This window comes from Pseudomonas sp. B111 (genome assembly GCF_026428275.1).
Taxonomy (GTDB): Bacteria; Pseudomonadota; Gammaproteobacteria; order Pseudomonadales; family Pseudomonadaceae; genus Pseudomonas; species Pseudomonas aeruginosa.
The window spans coordinates 6334943-6353004 of the sequence record NZ_CP097857.1; the positions used below are offsets into that span (position 1 = coordinate 6334943).

An 18062-nucleotide genomic window follows, 5' to 3' on the forward strand; every position below is an offset into this window, starting at 1 on the left:
AGGCAAAGTACGAAAATTCAGGCATATAATTTGCTTCCTGGCGGTGCCGCCACCTCGGCACCCGTAGTAGTGGATGGTGCCATCCGGTACCAGCGAATAAGGTACTAAGCCCTCAGCCATGAAACCATCGCTAGTCCTCAAGATGGGCCAGCAGCTGACGATGACGCCGCAGCTGCAACAGGCCATACGCCTCCTCCAGCTATCCACCCTGGACCTCCAGCAGGAAATCCAGGAAGCGCTGGAATCCAATCCCATGCTCGAACGCCAGGAAGACGGCGACGATTTCGACAACAGCGACCCCCTCGCCGATGGCGCCGAACAGGCGGCCAGCGCGCCCCAGGAGAGCCCCCTCCAGGAAAGCGCCACGCCCAGCGTCGAAAGCCTCGACGACGACCAGTGGAGCGAACGCATACCCAGCGAGTTGCCGGTGGATACCGCCTGGGAAGACATCTACCAGACCAGCGCCAGCAGCCTGCCCAGCAACGACGATGACGAATGGGACTTCACCGCGCGCACCAGCAGCGGCGAGAGCCTGCACAGCCACCTGCTCTGGCAGGTCAACCTGGCACCGATGTCGGACACCGATCGGATGATCGCGGTGACCATCATCGATAGCATCAACAACGATGGCTATCTCGAAGAGTCCCTCGAAGAAATCCTCGCCGCCATCGATCCGGAACTGGACGTCGAGCTCGACGAAGTGGAAGTCGTGCTGCGCCGCATCCAGCAACTGGAACCCGCCGGGATCGGCGCTCGCAACCTGCGCGAGTGCCTGCTGCTGCAACTGCGCCAGTTGCCGTCCACCACGCCCTGGCTGAACGAAGCGCTGCGCCTGGTATCCGACTACCTCGACCTGCTCGGCGGCCGCGACTACAGCCAATTGATGCGGCGCATGAAGCTCAAGGAAGACGAACTGCGCCAGGTCATCGAGCTGATCCAGTGCCTGCATCCCCGGCCCGGTTCGCAGATCGAATCGAGCGAAGCCGAATACATCGTCCCCGACGTCATCGTGCGCAAGGACAACGAGCGCTGGCTGGTCGAGCTGAACCAGGAGGCGATGCCGCGCCTGCGCGTCAACGCCACCTACGCCGGCATGGTCCGCCGCGCCGATAGCAGCGCCGACAATACCTTCATGCGCAACCAGTTGCAGGAAGCCCGCTGGTTCATCAAGAGCCTGCAGAGCCGCAACGAAACGCTGATGAAGGTCGCCACCCAGATCGTCGAGCACCAGCGCGGTTTCCTCGACTACGGCGAAGAAGCCATGAAGCCGCTGGTCCTGCATGACATCGCCGAAGCGGTGGGCATGCACGAATCGACCATTTCGCGGGTCACCACGCAGAAATACATGCATACGCCGCGCGGCATTTTCGAGCTGAAATATTTCTTTTCAAGTCACGTCAGTACCGCTGAAGGCGGGGAATGCTCGTCCACCGCGATCCGCGCGATCATCAAGAAACTGGTGGCCGCGGAAAATGCGAAAAAGCCATTGAGCGACAGCAAGATCGCTGGTTTACTGGAGGCACAGGGCATTCAAGTGGCTCGCCGCACCGTCGCCAAATACCGCGAATCCCTGGGCATAGCCCCTTCGAGCGAGCGCAAGCGACTGGTGTGACGTTGATCCACGCCAAGGTGTTCCGGAGGCAGGTTGCTAACCTGCCACTTACACACGGGCAACAAGGAGAACGCGGTATGCAAGTCAACATCAGTGGCCATCAACTGGATGTGACCGACGCCCTGCGCGACTATGTCGGCGAGAAACTGAGCCGTCTGGAGCGCCATTTCGACAAGATCACCAATGTTCAGGTGATCATGGAGGTCGAGAAACTGAAGCAGAAGATCGAAGCCACTCTGCGCATCGCCGGTGGCGAGATCGTAGCCAATGCGGAACATGAGGACATGTACGCGGCCATCGACCTGCTGATCGACAAACTCGACCGTCAACTGATCAAACACAAAGAGAAGTATCTCGAACGGCAGCAAGGCGTAGGCGCCCGCTGATCTCCCCTCCCCTATGATCCGACTTGAGCAAATCCTGACCCCCGGCCGTTCCCTCGTGAACGTGCCGGGCGGCAGCAAGAAACGCGTACTCGAACAAATCGCCAACCTGGTAGCCAGGGAGCTGCCGGAGTTCGACGCCCAGACCATCTTCGAAAACCTGGTGGCCCGGGAAAAACTCGGCTCCACCGGCTTCGGCAATGGCATCGCCATTCCGCACTGCCGCCTGTCTGGCTGCCAGAGCCCCATCAGCGCCGTGCTGCACCTGGATGCTCCCGTGGACTTCGACGCGCTGGACGGCGCGCCGGTCGACCTGCTCTTCGTCTTGCTGGTACCGGAGGCCGCGACCGAAGAACATCTCGAACTGCTCCGGCAGATCGCCGCCATGCTCGACCGTGCCGACGTACGCGACCGCCTGCGCAGCGCTCCCACTGCCGAAGCGCTTTATCAGATCGTGGTAGACGTACAGAACGGGCAATGACATGCGCCTGATCATCGTCAGCGGCCGCTCGGGCTCGGGCAAGAGCACCGCCCTGAACGTCCTCGAAGACAACGGCTTCTATTGCATCGACAACCTTCCCGCCAGCCTGCTTCCCGACCTGGCGCAGCGCGCCCTGTTGCACACGGAGCTACTGCAGCCACAGGTGGCGGTGTCGATCGACGCCCGCAACCTGCCCAGCCAGTTGCAGCGCTTCCCCGAACTGTTGCAGGAAGTGCGGGACAACCACATCAACTGCGATGTGCTGTATCTCGACGCCGACGACGAGACGCTGCTCAAACGATTCTCGGAAACCCGCCGGCGCCACCCGCTGACCACCGACACCCGTTCGCTGGCGGAGGCGATTGGCGACGAGAGCCAATTGCTCGGACCGATCGCCGACCTCGCCGACCTGAAGCTGGACACCACCAGCCTCAACCTCTATCAGTTGCGCGACACCATCAAACTGCGCCTGTTGAACAAGCCGGAACCCGGCACCGCGTTCCTCGTCGAATCCTTTGGCTTCAAGCGCGGCATGCCAGTCGACGCCGACCTGGTGTTCGATGTGCGCTGCCTGCCGAACCCCTACTGGAAGCCCGAGTTGCGCGATCATTCGGGGCTGGAGCCGGAAGTCCGCGAGTATCTGGCCGCCCAGCCGGACGTCGAGGAAATGTACCAGGACATCGTCGGCTACCTGAACAAATGGTTGCCGCGCTTCGCCGCCAGTAACCGCTCATATGTAACAGTTGCGATAGGCTGTACCGGCGGGCACCATCGTTCGGTCTACCTCGCCGAGCGGATTGGCGCTGCACTCAGGGATTCCCTGAAGAACGTGCAGATTCGCCACCGCGATCTCAGCAGCTAGCCCATAACAAGAAGGACAGACTCCCCAAGATGCCCGCCCTCGAGATCACCATCATCAACAAGCTCGGTCTGCACGCCCGCGCGGCGGCCAAGTTCGTCGGCGTCGCGGGGCGCTACCCTTGCCAGGTCCGGGTCGGCCGCAATCCTGAAAGCTGCGTCGACGGCAAGAGCATCATGGCCGTGATGATGCTGGCTGCCGGCAAGGGCACCAACCTGCACCTGCATACCGAAGGCGAACAGGAAGACGAGGCGTTGAACGCGCTGGTCGAACTGATCAACAACCGTTTCGACGAAGGCGAGTAGCCTCTTCCCAGCGACAACGAAAAAGCCGCCAACTGGCGGCTTTTCCTTTCCGGCGATTGCGGCCGGCGTCAATTCAGCGCGGGTCGGATGAGTCCCCTAGCCCAGCGCGGTATCCAGCACCATCATCAGGCAGAAGCCGAACACCAGGCCCAGCGTAGCCTCGGCGGCATGTCCCTGGCGGTGGGACTCGGGAATGATCTCGTGGGTGACCACGAAGAGCATCGCTCCCGCCGCGGCGGCCAGCCCCCAGGGCAGGAGCAGCGCGGAGAGGCCGACCAGCCAGGCGCAGAGCACCGCGAACAGCGGCTCGACCAGGCCCGACGCGGCACCGACCAGCATCGCCTTGAAACGCGACATACCGACTCCGGCCAGCACCAGCGCCACCACCAGCCCTTCCGGCACATCCTGCAGAGCGATGCCCAGGGCGAGGCCGTTGGCCTCGTCCAGGCCGGCACCGGCCGACACGCCAACCGCCATGCCTTCGGGGATGTTGTGCAGGACGATGGCCGTGACGAATAGCAGGATGCGCGGGGGAATGCCACCGGACAGTGGCGCGCCCTCGCAACCGGGATGGACGTCCGGCATCAGCCGGCCGAGGATGAACAGCCCCATCACGCCGACCGCCAGGCCGAAACTGACCAGGAACCCCGCGCCGAACTTCGAGTAGCCGAGGTCGCCGGCCGCGGATAGCGCCGGCATGATCAGCGAGAAGGCCGTCGCCGAGAGCATCACGCCGGCACCGAAGCCCAGCAGCGCATCCGACAGGCGCGCCGGCATGGTCTTCACCACCAGCACCGGCATCGCCCCGAGAGCGGTACCGAAGGCGCAGAGCAGGCCGCCTTTCAACGCCAGCACGATGGGCGCCGGCAGGTTGAGCTCGGCCAGCAACAGGGCGTGGCGGCCGAGCAGGTAGCCGCCGCCGATGAAGATCAGCAGGCCCAGCAGGTTGCGCAGCGTCCGCCCGTTACCTTCGGCGATGCCATGGAGCAACGCCTTCATCGCTGCACCGCCAGGCTGCCGGCCAGCCATCTCGCATCACGGGTAGTATTAGGCCAGGGCTTGCGCATAGCGACGCGCGACCTCCCGCCAGTCGATCACGTTGTAGAAAGCGCCGATGTATTCCGGGCGGCGGTTCTGGTACTTCAGGTAATAGGCGTGCTCCCATACGTCCAGGCCGAGGATCGGCGTATTGCCGTTCATCAGCGGGCTGTCCTGGTTACCGCTGCTCTCCACCAGCAAGCTGCCCTGGGGAGTCACGCTGAGCCAGGCCCAGCCGCTGCCGAAGCGGGTCAGCGCAGCCTTGGTGAACGCATCCTTGAACGCCTCGAAGCCCCCGAGCTGCTCATCGATGGCCCGCCCCAGGTCGCCATCGGGACGGCCACCGCCCTGGGGCGACATCACGGTCCAGAACAGCGAGTGGTTGGCATGCCCACCGCCATTGTTGACAACCGGGGTGCGCAGCTTCTCCGGCAGACCAGCCAGTTGCCGCAGCAGGCTTTCCACCGGCTGCTCGGCATAGGGCGTGCCTTCCAGCGCGGCGTTCAGGTTGTTCACGTAGGTCTGGTGGTGCTTGCTGTGGTGGATCTCCATGGTCAGCGCATCGATGTGCGGTTCCAAGGCATCGTAGGAGTAGGGCAAGGGCGGCAAGGCGTGGGGCATGGAAACTCTCCGTCAGTGATAGCGAAGTGAGGGGGGCGGAGCGAGGAACTCAGGTCGGACCTCCGCGTTCGGCGGTCCCTTGAGCAGGCGCTCGGTGCGCGGATAGGCACCGTGTTCGCCGATGAACGACAGCAGTTCGACATAGGTGCGCCGGCTGTGATGCTGGGCCGCCTGGCGCAGGGCCAACGGCAGCTTCTGGTCGGCGCTGACCCGCAACAGGCGCTCGTGGCAGGCGCAGAGGTATTCGGCGGTTTCCTCCGGTTGCTCCAGTTGCAGGTGCAAGTCGGCCAGGTTGTGATGGGAAATGACGAACGCCATCACCGCCTCGTCGGCGTCGCCCCAGCGTTCCAGCAGCACCTGGGCCAGGGCCAGGGCATGGAGGTAGTGCTCACGCGCATCGATCAATGCGCCGGTGACGAAACAGCGGTTGCCCTGTTCGATCGTTCGTTGCCAATGACGCATGGCGGTACCTCCAGTGGTGGGGCGGCCTCAGAGGCCGCCAGCCGTGAGTTTTTCCGGATCCAGCAACACCTCCAGGCGCGCACGGTCCAGATCGGTGTTTTCCAGCGCCACATCGATGATCGGCCGTCCCTCGCGATAGGCCTGCTTGGCGATTTCCGCAGCCTTCTGGTAGCCGATGATCGGGTTCAGCGCAGTGACCAGGATCGGGTTGCGCGCCAACGCCTCGCTGAGCTTGCCCTGGTTGACCTTGAAGCTGGCGATGGCCTTGTCCGCCAGCAGCCGGCTGACGTTGGCCAGCAACTGGATGCTGTGCAACAGGTTGTCCGCCACCAGCGGCAGCATCACGTTCAGTTCGAAGTTGCCCGATTGGCCGGCGACGGCAATGGCGGCGTCATTGCCGATCACCTGGGCGGCGACCATCGCGGTGGCCTCCGGGATCACCGGGTTGACCTTGCCGGGCATGATCGAGGAGCCTGGTTGCAGCGCTTCCAGCTCGATCTCGCCGAGCCCGGCAAGCGGCCCGGAGTTCATCCAGCGCAGGTCGTTGGCCAGCTTCATCAGGGTCACGGCTAGGGTCTTCAACTGGCCGGACGCAGCGACCGCCGTGTCCTGCGAACCGATCAGGGCGAAGAAGTCGTCGCCGGGGCGGAACGCCAACCCGGTCAGGTCGTTCAGCTCCTGGCTGAAACGTTCGGCGAACCGCGGATGGGCGTTGATCCCGGTGCCCACCGCGGTGCCGCCCTGTGCCAACTGCTGCAAGGCAGGAAGTACGCTCTCGATGTGCACGCCGGCCTGTCGCACCTGCTGCGCCCAGCCACCGAGCACCTGGCTCATGCGTACCGGCATCGCATCCATCAGGTGGGTGCGGCCGGTCTTCACATAGGCATGCACTTCGCCGGCCTTGCTCTGGATAGTCTGCTCCAGGTGGCGCAGCGCCGGCAGCAGGCGTTCGCTGATCTCGAGGGCGGCACTGATGTGGATGGTCGAGGGGATGATGTCGTTGCTGCTCTGCCCGCAGTTCACATGGTCGTTCGGATTGACCTTGCCGCCCAGGCGGCGACTGGCCAGGGTCGCCACCACTTCGTTGGCGTTCATGTTGGAACTGGTGCCGGAGCCGGTCTGGAACACATCCACCGGGAAATGCTGCATGAAATCCTCTTGCAGCAACTGCAGGCAGGTCTCGGCGATCGCCTCGCCCATCGGTGCATCCAGTTGCTGCAGGGAGACGTTCGCCCGCGCCGCCGCGGCCTTGGCCAGCAGCAGGGCGCGGACGAAGGCCTGGGGCATGCGCTGGCCGCTGACCGGGAAGTTGTTCACCGCGCGCTGGGTCTGGGCGCCATAGAGGGCGGTCGCCGGGACCGCCAGTTCGCCCATGCTGTCGCGTTCGATGCGGGTGTCAGTCATCTTGGTTTCCTTGTTGCGGGTGATCGAAGCTCATCGACGGCGCCAGGTCCTGCCTGGCCATTCGTACGGAGAGCTGGCGCAGCCGTCGCCGCTGGCTGCCGTTGGTGGTCAATCGCTGAAGTTCGCAGAGGGGCCGGTAGGCGTAGTCGAGGCAGAGGCTGCGCCAGTGCCAGGGCAATATCGGATCGCGACCGGTATCGAGCAGGAGGTTGTAGGCTTTCTCGAACAGCGGCCAGGCGGCCACACCTTCCCAACCGGCGAGATAGCGCGCCTCGCCGAGGTACTGGTCGAGCAGGCGCGGTTCGTCGGGATCGAGCGCGCAGCGGATCTGCGTGCCCAGCCAGTACCAGTGATCCAATGCTTGCGGGTCGTGCGCCTCGAAGGACATGGCAACCTCACCAGACGATAATGAGATTGATTATTGTTTTCTTCTTGGCAAAAGACAAGCATGGTCCCCATAGAGGCGGACAATCGAACAGGCGGAAACGAAAACGCCAGCGACGAGCGCTGGCGTTCTACAGAGGGAAACCCGGCCTCAGCGCCCGGCCACCATCATCGACTCGACCAGTACAGAACCGGTATGCAGGTTGCCGCGCCGTTCGATGTCCTTGCCGACCGCGACGATACGGCGGAACAGGTCGCGCAGGTTGGCGGCGATGGTGACTTCCTGGACCGGGAACTGGATCTCGCCGTTCTCAACCCAGTAGCCGGCGGCGCCGCGGGAATAATCGCCGGTCACCAGGTTGACGCCCTGCCCCATCAACTCGGTGACCAGCAGGCCACGCCCCATCCGGCGTATGAGAGCGGCCTGGTCCTCGTCGCCATGGCTGACGAACAGGTTATGCACGCCGCCGGCGTTGGCCGTGCTCGGCAAGCCGAGCTTGCGCCCGGAATAGGTGCCCAGGACATAGGACACCAGCTCGCCGTTCTCGACGAATGGCTTGGCGTAGGTGGCCAGGCCGTCGCTATCGAAGCTGGCGCTGCCGAGCGCGCCGACCAGGTGCGGCCGCTCGTCGATGCTCAGCCACTCGGGAAACAGGCGCTGGCCCAGCGCGCCTTCGAGGAAGGATGACTTGCGATACAGGCTGCCGCCTGAGATCGCCCCGAGGAAATGGCCGAACAGGCCAACAGCGATTTCCGGAGCGAACAGCACCGGCACTTCGGCGGTCTGCACCGGCCGCGCGCCCAGTCGGCTGGCGGCGCGCTCGGCGGCGCGCCGGCCGATCGACTCGGCGCTGGCCAAGGCCTCGCCACGGCGGTTGACGTCATACCAATAGTCACGCTGCATCTGTCCTTCGCCCTCGGCGATCATCACGCAGCTGAGGCTGTGCCGGGTGCTGGCGTAACCACCGATGAAACCGTGGCTGTTACCGTATACCCGGCAGCCCTGGTGGGTATTCAGGGTGGTGCCGTCGGCCTTGGTCACCCGCTTGTCGGCGGCGAACGCCGCTGCCTCGCAAGCCAGGGCACGTTCCACGGCCTGCTCGGGACTCAGGCTCCATGGATGATAGAGGTCCAGCTCGGGCAACTCGCGGGCCATCAACGCGGCATCGGCGAGACCGGCGCATTCGTCCTCGGAGGTATGGCGGGCGATCGCCAGCGCCGCCGCCACCGTCTCGCGGATGGCCGCCTCGCCGGTCGCCGAGGTGCTCGCCGAGCCCTTGCGCTGGCCTGCGTAGAGGGTGATGCCGAAACCTTGGTCACGGTTGAACTCGACGGTTTCCACCTCGCCCTGGCGCACGCTGGTGGACAGGCCCTGCTCCAGCGACACCGCCACTTCGCAGGCACTGGCGCCCTGGCGGCGGGCCTCGGCGATGATCTGCTCGACCTGCTCGCGAAGATCCGGAAGCACGGAGGGACCGACTGCCGCGGCATGTAGACTCATCTGTTGACTCTCCTGTTGACGTGGCCGCCCACGCGGCCGGGCCGGACAAGCGGCCCCTGACTCGTTATCATGGCGGCGTTTTCCACTGGACCACCACCATGGCTGAATTTCACGACGACGACTCGCAATTCGAAGAGAAGAGCAAGTCGCAGATCAAACGCGAGCTGCATGCCCTGCAGGACCTCGGCGAGCGCCTGACCACCCTGCAACCGCAGTTGCTGGAGCGCCTGCCGCTCACCGACCCGCTACGCAAGGCGCTGCTCGAGGCGCCGAAGCACAAGGCGCACATCGCCCGCAAACGGCATATCCAGTACATCGGCAAACTGATGCGCGACCAGGACGTGGACGCCATCGTCGCCCTCATCGACCAGGTGGACTCCTCCACCCGCCAGTACAACGAACGTTTCCATGCCCTCGAACGTTGGCGCGACCAGTTGATCGCCGGCGGCGACGCAGCGCTCGACGCCTTCGTCGGGGAGTTCCCCGAGTGCGATCGCCAGCACCTGCGCGGCCTGGTCCGCCACGCCCAGCACGAGGCCGCGCACAACAAACCGCCGGCCGCCGCACGCAAAGTGTTCAAGTACATCCGCGAACTGGACGAAACCAAGCGCGGCCTGCGCTAGGTTTCGCCGCGCCGGCGCCCGGGCCATGCCTCAGGCGCCGGTGCCGCCGACGGTGATCGCATCGATCTTCAGGGTCGGCTGGCCTACACCGACCGGCACCGACTGACCGTCCTTCCCGCAGGTTCCCACGCCACTGTCCAGGGCCAGGTCGTTGCCGACCATAGACACCCGGCTCATCGCTTCCGGACCGTTGCCGATCAGGGTGGCGCCTTTCACCGGGGTGGTGATCCTGCCGTTCTCGATCAGGTAGGCCTCGCTGGTGGAGAACACGAACTTGCCGCTGGTGATATCGACCTGGCCACCGCCGAGGTTGGCGCAGTAGATACCCTTCTCCACCGAGGCGATGATTTCCTGCGGATCGCTCTCGCCGGCCAGCATGTAGGTGTTGGTCATGCGTGGCATCGGCAGGTGCGCGTAGGACTCGCGGCGGCCGTTACCGGTGCGCGCCACGCCCATCAGGCGGGCGTTGAGCTTGTCCTGCATGTAGCCCTTGAGCACGCCGTTCTCGATCAACACGTTGCAGTTGCTCGGCGTGCCTTCGTCATCCACGCTCAGCGAGCCGCGACGCCCGGCCAGGGTGCCGTCGTCGACGATGGTGCACAGGCTCGAGGCGACCTTTTCGCCGATCCGGCCGCTGTAGGCGGAGCTGCCCTTGCGGTTGAAGTCGCCCTCCAGGCCGTGGCCGACCGCTTCGTGGAGCAGGACCCCGGACCAACCCGCGCCCATCACCACCGGCAGGGTGCCGGCCGGCGCGGGAATCGCCTCGAGGTTGACCAGCGCCTGGCGCAGGGCCTCGCGGGCGTAGCCCATGGCACGATCTTCCTGGAGGAAATAGCGATAGTCGGTGCGACCGCCGCCGCCGTGGCCGCCGCGTTCGCGTCGGCCGTTCTGTTCGACGATCACGCTGACGTTGAAACGCACCAGCGGACGAATGTCGGCGGCCAGCGAACCGTCGCTGGCCGCTACCAGGATCTGCTCCCAGACGCCGGCCATGCTCACCGTGACCTGCTGGATGCGGGGATCGAGCGCACGGGTAGCGGCGTCGATCTGCTTCAGCAACTCGACCTTCTCGGCACGGCTGAGCACGTCCAGCGGGTTCTCGCCGGCGTACAGGCGAGCCGGCACCACGGCCTTGAACGCCTGCACACTGCCGTTCTGTCCCGCACGGGAAATCGAACGGGCCGCCACCGCGGCCTGTTTCAACGCCTCGGCGGTGATCGCATTGCTATAGGCGAAGCCGGTCTTCTCGCCCGACTGCGCGCGTACCCCGACACCCTGGTCGAGATTGAAGCTGCCTTCCTTGACGATGCCGTCCTCGAGCATCCACGACTCGGAGACCTGGCTCTGGAAATACAGGTCGGCGGCATCGATGCCCGGGCCGTTCAGTTCATGAAGAATGCCGGGCAGGCTGTCCAGTTCCAGACCACCGGGGGCCAGCAATTGCTGGCTGACGGATGACAACAACTCGCTCATATTCACTCCGTACGCGCCGGCCGCGGTTCGGCCGGCGGGAAAAATCGTCTGTGCGCCACCACCGGCATGCGCCGGCGGATATCCGCCTGTTCTGCGGCGTCGCGCGCCGCCAGCAGCACCGCTTCGCCCTGCGGCCGCTCGGCCAGGACCCGGCCCCAGGGATCGACGATGGCCGAATGGCCGAACGTCTCCCGGCCCCGTGGGTGGACGCCACCCTGTCCGGCCGCCAGCAGGTAGCACTGGGTCTCGATGGCGCGGGCGCGGACCAGCACTTGCCAGTGCGCCGCGCCGGTCACCGCGGTGAACGCCGACGGCGCCGTGATCAGCTCTGCGCCGGCCTCGCGCAGCGCGGTATAGAGTTCCGGAAAACGCAGGTCGTAGCAGACCGTCAGGCCAAGGCGACCGACCGGCGTATCCGCCACCACGATCTTCTGACCGAAAGCATAGTCGTCGGATTCACGATAGCGGCCCCGCGCATCGGCTACGTCCACATCGAACAGGTGCAGCTTGTCGTAGCGGGCAACCCGTTCTCCATGCTCGTCGATCAGCAGCGAACAGGCATTCGCCTTCGCCTCGGGTTGCCCCTCCGGCGGCAGCGGCAGCGTTCCAGCGACTATCCACAACCTGAGGTCGCGAGCGGCGGAATTCAACCACGACAGGATCGGCCCGTTCCCCCGCGCCTCGGCGCGCCCCAGTTCGGCCAGGTCGCGCCGGCCCATGGCGGCGAAGTTTTCCGGCAACACGGCGAGCCGCGCCCCACCCTCGGCGGCCTGTTCCAGCAGGCGACGGGCGGCGGCCAGGTTGGCCGTCACGTCGTCCTGGCTGACCATCTGGATCACGGCAATGAACATGGTTTCCTCCTTGCGGACGAAAGCGCCGCGTCGCGGCACCGGGCGCCGCTCAGCGGGGCTTCTCGAATGGCTTGTCGAAGCTGATCTTCGGATCCTGCCAGGGGCCCTTGACGCTGTATTGCACGCTGGCGAAGCGCGAGACCCGGTCGCCGAGCAGCTTGTCGACGACGAAGACCGCGCCGCCGACGGCCGGACCGCCGACTATCAGTGCCGCCAGGGTCAGGTTGTTGGTCAATGGCAAGGTCACCAGCAGCTTGGCGTCGATCCGATCGTGAGCCAGATCCAGGGTACCGTTCAACTCCAGGTTGCTCGACGGCCCTTCCAGCTTCAGCGGCTCGCGGGTGATGTAGACGCCGTCGGTGGCGGAGAGAACCCCCTTCACCCGGTCATAGCTCAGTCCCTTGCCGAGGATGTCCGAGAAGTCCAGGCGCAGCCGGCGGTTGATCGCGTTGAAATTGAGCAGGCCGAACACTCGCAGCGCCTGGGCGCTGCCTTCGACCTCGACGAACTGCCCCTTGCGCAGCGATGCATCCATGCTGCCGCTGAAGCGCTTCAGGGCCATGTAGGCTGGCGATCCCGGCCACTGGCCGTTGATATCCATGCGGAAACGTTCGCTGGTGGCACTCGGCGCGAAATTCCAGGCCTTGAGCACATCCGCCAGGTTCTTGCCCTCGATCCGGCCCTGATAGGTGCTGCGGGTATTGCCCGGACTGCCGTCCCAACGCAGGCTGCCGTTGACGTGCAGGCCACGCAGGTCGAGGTCCAGGTCGTTGAACGCCACGCCGTTGCTGCCCGGCCGTACCTTCAGGCTCCAGGCGCCCAGCGGCTGGCCGCCGAGGGCGACCTGGCCGATCTTCACGTCTACCGCCGGCAGGCTGCGCGGATCGACGGCGGCCAGCGGGTCCGAATCCTCCACTTTGTTCTCGTCGGGAAGAGTCGACTTCGGCAGGTTCAGGCGGTCCAGATCGACCACGATCGGCGCGCCCCTGGCATCCGGCAGGACCAGACGCCCCGATGCGAGGTCGCTGACCAGCACCAGTTGCCAGGCCCGCTCCTGGCGGGCCAGGTCGACGGTCAGGTTCTTCAGCTCCTGGCCGAAGCCCTTGAAGCTGTCGATGCGCAGGTCGGCGCCGCGCAGCAGGCCCGCAGCGCTACTGGCAGCCTGGTCGCCATTGCCGTAGCGCTTCAGGGTGGCCTGCCAGGCGTCCCAGTCCAGTTCCGCCAGACGCCCGCGCACCCGCAGCCCCTGTGCCGAGGGCAGCAGCGCCGGGTCACCGCCCAGGCGCAGGGCGCCGCGTCCGTTCAGCGGCTTGTCCGCCGGGGCCGCATAGGCCAAGCTGGCGAGGCCGTCGTAACGCGCCCAGTAACGCCGTTCGGCGCCATCCAGGGTCATCCGCCATTGGGTCGGCCGCGCCTGGGCGGCCGTCTTGCCGAACGGCGCCGGCAGGTCGACGACGGCGCCCTTGAGATCCGAATCGATCTGCAACTGGCTGTCCTTGCCATCCAGCAGCAGGTTGAGCTGGAACGGCAGGCGTCCCGAGACCGGTAACGGACGCTGGCCAGCGCCGAGCCAGTCGCTCAGCGACTTGACCGCCACCTGGCCGTTGAGCAGCAAGCGCGTGCGCGCATCGCCGCGCCCCTCGGCGACGATCCGCCCGCGTACCTCGCTGCCCAGCACCCGGGCCTGCACCGCCGGGGCGCTCAGGCCCTTGGCCAGGTCGAAACGGAAGTCGCCCTTCACTTCGCTCATATCCAGCTTCGGACTGGGCATCTTCAGGGTCGCGCCCACGGTGGAGAAATCCACGACCACCCCGGTCTTGCCGGCCTCGTCGTGGTCCAGTGGAATATCCAGCTTCAGGTGGCCCTGCAAGGGCCCGTCGCCCTCCCAGCCGGCGAAGATCTTGCGGGTCGGGATCGGCGCTTCCTGGAGCAGCTTGATGCCGTCCTTCAGGTTACTGTCGACGGCCCCATCCACATACAGGTGCGGCGTCTGTCCCGGACGGCCGAGGGGAATGTCGACCTTGACGTCGCTGACCCGGGAATTCAGCAGATTCCCGCTGGAGGCCAGCACGCGGACTCCGGAATCCTCGACGAACACCTCGCCGACCGTTTTGCTCAGGGCGGGCCAGCCGGGCTGGTAGGCCAGCTCGCCGTCGCGGACCTTGAAGTAGAGGTTCATGACGTGGGCTTCGGCCGCCGCGCCGCGGTTCAGCGAGCCCTGCCACTGGAAGTAGCCCTGCTCGACATGGCCACTGCGGATCGCCGTCTTCAACCAGTTCGCCAGGCTTTTGTTCATTCCCGGCAACTGGGTCGGCAGGTACTTGGCGGTGAAGCGCGCGTCGCCGTCGCTGAGGCCGACCTGCAGGTCCATGTAGTCTTCAGCGCCGGGATCGCGCATCAGGCGGATCAGCATGTCGCCGGCCAGGCTGCCCTCCTCGCCCTCGACCCGCATCAGGTGGCTGCCGAGGGTGAAGGCGCGGTCGTCCAGGCTCCAGAACATCCGCGTGCGAGCCTCGCGGTAGCGCCACGGCTCGGGAAATACCTTGGCCAGGTGCAGCATGAAATCCTGCGCCGATGCGTCGAGCTGGCCTCCGGCCAGGGTGCCGGTCAAGGTGCCGCTGACGTTTTCCACCGCCGGGACCTCATGGAACGCCGAGATACCGACCTTTTCCAGGTTGGTCGCGTAGCTGACCCGCTCGGGCACCTCTCGCTGCGGCCAGAAATCGGCGTTCAGGTTGTGCAGGATGCCCTTCGGCTTCAGGCCCACCACCCACTCCGCCGCCGCGTCCGGCAGCGGCGCCAGCGCTTCTATCGCCGGCACCAGGGGCGTCAGGTCGACGCGGTCGGCCTGCAGCTTCCAGTGTGGCTCGTTGTTCTGCTGGTCGCGACGCAACAGCAACTCCACCTCGCCCCAGCGCTGCTCGCCGAAATTCGCCGCCAGGTCGCCGACCCGAACCTTCCAGCCCTGCGCTTCGCGATCGAAAAACAGGTTCATGCCCAGGTCGTTGATTTCCACCGGCTTGCGCGCGGCATACGAGGCCTTCAACTGCGGCGCCAGCAGCCGTGCCACCAGCCGTTGCGCCTTGCCGTCGCGCCAGTCGAACCAGAAGTCGCCGCCGGCCTTGGCCCGGACGATCTTCCATTCCTGGGTCAGACCGGCCGGCAACCATTGCGCCCAGTCGCTCTGCGGCAGGCTGAGATAGAACCTGGCGCTGCTGCGCGGCCAGTCCCCGCTGTCGATCCGCCCTTCGGCGTGCAGCGCCAGAGGTTGGCCATCCGGCAGTTGCAGGCGGGCATCGAGACTCTGCCCACCAACCGATGAACTGCGCAGGGTCGCGCCGACCGCGCTGAGCGACAACGCTGCGCTTCCCCGCGGCGCCACCTCCAGTTGACTGTCCAGCAGCGAGATGCGTTGGGTCTGCAGCAGGAATTGCAGGAGCTTCCGGGGATCGCTGGGCTTGTCACTGTGCGGCAGGCCATCCAGGCTCCACTGGCCATCCTCGCCTTCGCGCAGGGTCAGCTTGAGTCCCTCCAGCTCCAGGCTGCCGATCCGCACCTGGCGCGCCAGCAGGCTGCCGAGCAGGTCCGGCGCCAGCCGCACCCGCGCCAGGCGCAGACTCTGTTCGCCGTCGCCGACCTGGATGTCGCGCGCCACCACCAGAGGCTCGAAGCCGCGCCAGGAGCCCGTCAGCTCGGCAATCCGCACCGGTATGCCGAGTTGCTTGCCAGCTTCGTCCTCCAGCTGCTGGCGGTATTCGGCCACCAGCGGCACCAGTTGCCGGCCAAGGCTGACGTACAGCGCCAGCAGCACCAGTACCAGGGCGCACAGACCCAGGACGATTCGTAGCAGTCGCGTTCCGAGGCTTCCCACATCCGCCATTTCAGCCATACGCCTCAGAGCAGGACCACGTCATATTGCTCCTGCGAGTACATCGCCTCGACCTGGAACTTGATGGTGCGGCCGATGAACGCCTCGAGATCGGCGACGTTACCCGACTCCTCGTCGAGCAGCCGGTCCACCACCTTCTGGTTGGCCAGCACCAGGTAGGAGTCGGCCTGGTAGGCACGCGCCTCGCGGAGAATCTCGCGGAAAATCTCGTAGCAGGTGGTTTCCGCAGTCTTCAGCATGCCGCGTCCCTGGCAGCAGGGACACGGCTCGCAGAGGATCTGCACCAGGCTTTCGCGGGTGCGCTTGCGGGTCATCTGCACCAGGCCCAACTCGGTGATACCGATGATGTTGGTCTTCGCGTGGTCGCGCTCCAGTTGCTTCTCCAGGGTGCGCAGGACCTGCCGGCGATGCTCCTCGTCCTCCATGTCGATGAAGTCGATGATGATGATCCCGCCCAGGTTGCGCAGGCGCAGTTGGCGGGCGATCGCGGTGGCCGCCTCGAGGTTGGTCTTGAAGATGGTTTCCTCGAGGTTGCGATGGCCGACGAAGGCGCCGGTGTTCACGTCGATGGTGGTCATCGCCTCGGTCGGATCGACGATCAGGTAGCCGCCGGACTTCAGCAGTACCTTGCGCTCCAGGGCTTTCTGGATTTCGTCCTCGACGCCGTAGAGATCGAAGATCGGTCGCTCGCCCGGGTAATGTTCGAGGCGATCGGAAATCTCCGGCATCAATTCTTCGACGAAGGAAGTGATCTTCTGGAAGTTCTCTCGCGAGTCGATGCGGATCTTCTCGATCCGCGGGTTCACCAGGTCGCGCAGGGTACGGATCGCCAGGGACAGGTCTTCGTAGATCACCGAAGGCGCGCCGACGGTCTGGATCTGCGCGGCAATCTGGTCCCATAGCCGGCGAAGGTAGCGGATGTCGGCGAGAATCTCGTCCTCGCCCGCACCTTCCGCAGCGGTGCGCAGAATGAAGCCGCCCTGCCCCTCGATGCCTTCCGCCGCCACGCAGTCGGCCACCACCTTCTTCAGGCGCTCGCGCTCGACTTCGTCCTCGATCCGCAGGGATATCCCGACATGGCTGGTGCGCGGCATGTACACCAGATAGCGCGAAGGAATCGACAGGTGGGTGGTCAGCCGTGCGCCCTTGGTGCCGATCGGATCCTTGGTCACCTGCACCACCAGCGCCTGCCCCTCATGGACCAGGGCACTGATGCTTTCCACGGCGCTGCCTTCGCGATTGGATATCTCGGCGGCATGGATGAACGCCGCACGTTCCAGGCCGATGTCGACGAACGCCGCCTGCATCCCCGGCAGTACCCGTACCACCCGCCCCTTGTAGATATTGCCGACGATGCCGCGCCGCTGGGTGCGTTCGACATGCACTTCCTGCAGGACGCCGTTTTCCACCACCGCCACGCGCGACTCCATCGGCGTGATATTGATCAGGATCTCTTCGCTCATGCGTCCACTGTCCTTATTTCGGCGCGTTAGGCGTTACGGCGGGTTGCCACCCACGGGCTGCCAGCAAGGGATGCCGAATTCCCTCAACAGTTCCGCAGTTTCACACAAAGGCAGCCCGACCACCGCACTGTAACTGCCTTCGATGCGACTGACGAATATCGCCCCGAGGCCCTGGATCGCATATCCGCCTGCCTTGTCCGCCGGCTCGCCGCTCTGCCAGTAGCGCAGCGCTTCTTCCGGAGCGACCTGGCGGAAGCGCACCCGGCACTCCACCACCCGCGCCTCGACGCCGCCAGCGGCGGCCAGGGCCACGGCGGTGAGAACCTGGTGTTCGCGCCCGGACAGCGCAGCCAGCATGGCCAGCCCGTCGGCCTGGTCCACGGGCTTGCCGAGAATTCGCCCGTCGATCACCACCGAGGTATCCGCGCCCAGGACACAACCGTCCTCGCCGCGCCCTTCCAGCATAGCCAGCCCGGCGGCCGCCTTGCCGCGCGCCAGGCGCTCGACGTAGGCGGCGGGCGCTTCGTTCGGCAAGGGGGACTCGTCGATAGCGGTGGCGAGCACGGACAGCGGCACGCCGATCTGGGTCAGCAGTTCACGGCGACGGGGCGAGGCGGAGGCGAGATACAGCGACGGCATGGAGGCTCCCGGGAAACGCGTCGGGCGATGCGCCGATCACCCGTTTCGAAGAATGACGATATCCGCCGCAGCAT

At 65.5% G+C, this 18062-nt stretch carries 17 protein-coding genes; 6 read left to right on the forward strand and 11 right to left on the reverse strand.

Annotated elements, in window-relative coordinates:
• The first annotated feature begins 118 nt into the window (after nucleotides 1–118).
• The 5 genes from M6E97_RS29400 to M6E97_RS29420 all read left to right on the forward strand — a co-directional run bounded on the left by M6E97_RS29400 (nucleotide 119) and on the right by M6E97_RS29420 (nucleotide 3640).
• Entirely contained in the window at nucleotides 119–1612 is a 1494-nt protein-coding gene (locus tag M6E97_RS29400; protein ID WP_003094357.1) for an RNA polymerase factor sigma-54, read from the forward strand.
• A 77-nt stretch (nucleotides 1613–1689) separates the two neighbouring features.
• Nucleotides 1690–1998 carry a ribosome hibernation-promoting factor, HPF/YfiA family gene (gene hpf / locus M6E97_RS29405; RefSeq protein ID WP_003094359.1) on the forward strand — a complete coding sequence of 103 codons (309 nt, stop codon included), beginning with the start codon at nucleotides 1690–1692 and terminating at the stop codon, nucleotides 1996–1998.
• 13 nt (nucleotides 1999–2011) lie between these two features.
• On the forward strand, nucleotides 2012–2476 hold the full coding sequence (gene ptsN, locus M6E97_RS29410; RefSeq protein ID WP_003098853.1) for a PTS IIA-like nitrogen regulatory protein PtsN: 465 nt from the start codon (nucleotides 2012–2014) through the stop codon (nucleotides 2474–2476).
• Nucleotide 2477: 1 nt separating this feature from the next.
• On the forward strand, nucleotides 2478–3338 hold the full coding sequence (rapZ, locus tag M6E97_RS29415) for an RNase adapter RapZ (protein ID WP_003094361.1): 861 nt from the start codon (nucleotides 2478–2480) through the stop codon (nucleotides 3336–3338).
• Between the two features lie 29 nt (nucleotides 3339–3367).
• A complete protein-coding gene (locus tag M6E97_RS29420; protein ID WP_003094362.1) occupies nucleotides 3368–3640 on the forward strand; it encodes an HPr family phosphocarrier protein in 273 nt (90 codons plus the stop codon).
• Nucleotides 3641–3736: 96 nt separating this feature from the next.
• Here M6E97_RS29420 and M6E97_RS29425 read toward each other — a convergent pair whose 3' ends face one another.
• The 6 genes from M6E97_RS29425 to pmbA form a co-directional block, all read right to left on the reverse strand.
• Nucleotides 3737–4669 (reverse strand): ZIP family metal transporter, encoded by a 933-nt coding sequence (locus M6E97_RS29425; RefSeq protein ID WP_003120918.1) that lies wholly within the window; start codon nucleotides 4667–4669, stop codon nucleotides 3737–3739.
• Between the two features lie 18 nt (nucleotides 4670–4687).
• Nucleotides 4688–5299: a superoxide dismutase gene (locus M6E97_RS29430; RefSeq protein ID WP_009315925.1), complete on the reverse strand. Its 612-nt coding sequence runs from the start codon at nucleotides 5297–5299 to the stop codon at nucleotides 4688–4690.
• Between the two features lie 12 nt (nucleotides 5300–5311).
• A complete protein-coding gene (locus tag M6E97_RS29435; RefSeq protein WP_003094369.1) occupies nucleotides 5312–5761 on the reverse strand; it encodes a hypothetical protein in 450 nt (149 codons plus the stop codon).
• Nucleotides 5762–5788: 27 nt separating this feature from the next.
• Entirely contained in the window at nucleotides 5789–7165 is a 1377-nt protein-coding gene (gene fumC, locus M6E97_RS29440; RefSeq protein ID WP_003098863.1) for a class II fumarate hydratase FumC, read from the reverse strand.
• The gene (locus M6E97_RS29445; RefSeq protein WP_003094374.1) at nucleotides 7158–7553 is read right to left on the reverse strand and encodes a hypothetical protein; all 396 of its coding nucleotides are present in this window, start codon (nucleotides 7551–7553) and stop codon (nucleotides 7158–7160) included. The genes fumC and M6E97_RS29445 overlap by 8 nt, the downstream gene beginning before the upstream one ends.
• Nucleotides 7554–7700: 147 nt before the next feature.
• Complete coding sequence (gene pmbA, locus M6E97_RS29450; protein ID WP_003110024.1) at nucleotides 7701–9050, reverse strand: metalloprotease PmbA; 1350 nt, start codon at nucleotides 9048–9050, stop codon at nucleotides 7701–7703.
• Between the two features lie 98 nt (nucleotides 9051–9148).
• Here pmbA and yjgA point away from each other — a divergent pair, with 98 nt between their 5' ends.
• Nucleotides 9149–9673: a ribosome biogenesis factor YjgA gene (gene yjgA / locus M6E97_RS29455; RefSeq protein ID WP_003094378.1), complete on the forward strand. Its 525-nt coding sequence runs from the start codon at nucleotides 9149–9151 to the stop codon at nucleotides 9671–9673.
• Nucleotides 9674–9703: 30 nt separating this feature from the next.
• On the opposite strand, the gene tldD is transcribed toward yjgA, so the two are convergent.
• The 5 genes from tldD to M6E97_RS29480 are packed head-to-tail and all read right to left on the reverse strand — an operon-like array spanning nucleotide 9704 to nucleotide 17988.
• Complete coding sequence (tldD, locus tag M6E97_RS29460) at nucleotides 9704–11146, reverse strand: metalloprotease TldD (protein WP_003134783.1); 1443 nt, start codon at nucleotides 11144–11146, stop codon at nucleotides 9704–9706.
• Between the two features lie 2 nt (nucleotides 11147–11148).
• Nucleotides 11149–11997 carry a carbon-nitrogen hydrolase family protein gene (locus tag M6E97_RS29465; RefSeq protein ID WP_033938748.1) on the reverse strand — a complete coding sequence of 283 codons (849 nt, stop codon included), beginning with the start codon at nucleotides 11995–11997 and terminating at the stop codon, nucleotides 11149–11151.
• Nucleotides 11998–12046: 49 nt separating this feature from the next.
• Entirely contained in the window at nucleotides 12047–15877 is a 3831-nt protein-coding gene (locus tag M6E97_RS29470; protein ID WP_033938774.1) for a YhdP family protein, read from the reverse strand.
• A 14-nt stretch (nucleotides 15878–15891) separates the two neighbouring features.
• A complete protein-coding gene (gene rng, locus M6E97_RS29475) occupies nucleotides 15892–17349 on the reverse strand; it encodes a ribonuclease G (protein ID WP_003094386.1) in 1458 nt (485 codons plus the stop codon).
• Between the two features lie 33 nt (nucleotides 17350–17382).
• Entirely contained in the window at nucleotides 17383–17988 is a 606-nt protein-coding gene (locus M6E97_RS29480) for a Maf family protein (protein WP_003145924.1), read from the reverse strand.
• Nucleotides 17989–18062: the final 74 nt, after the last annotated feature.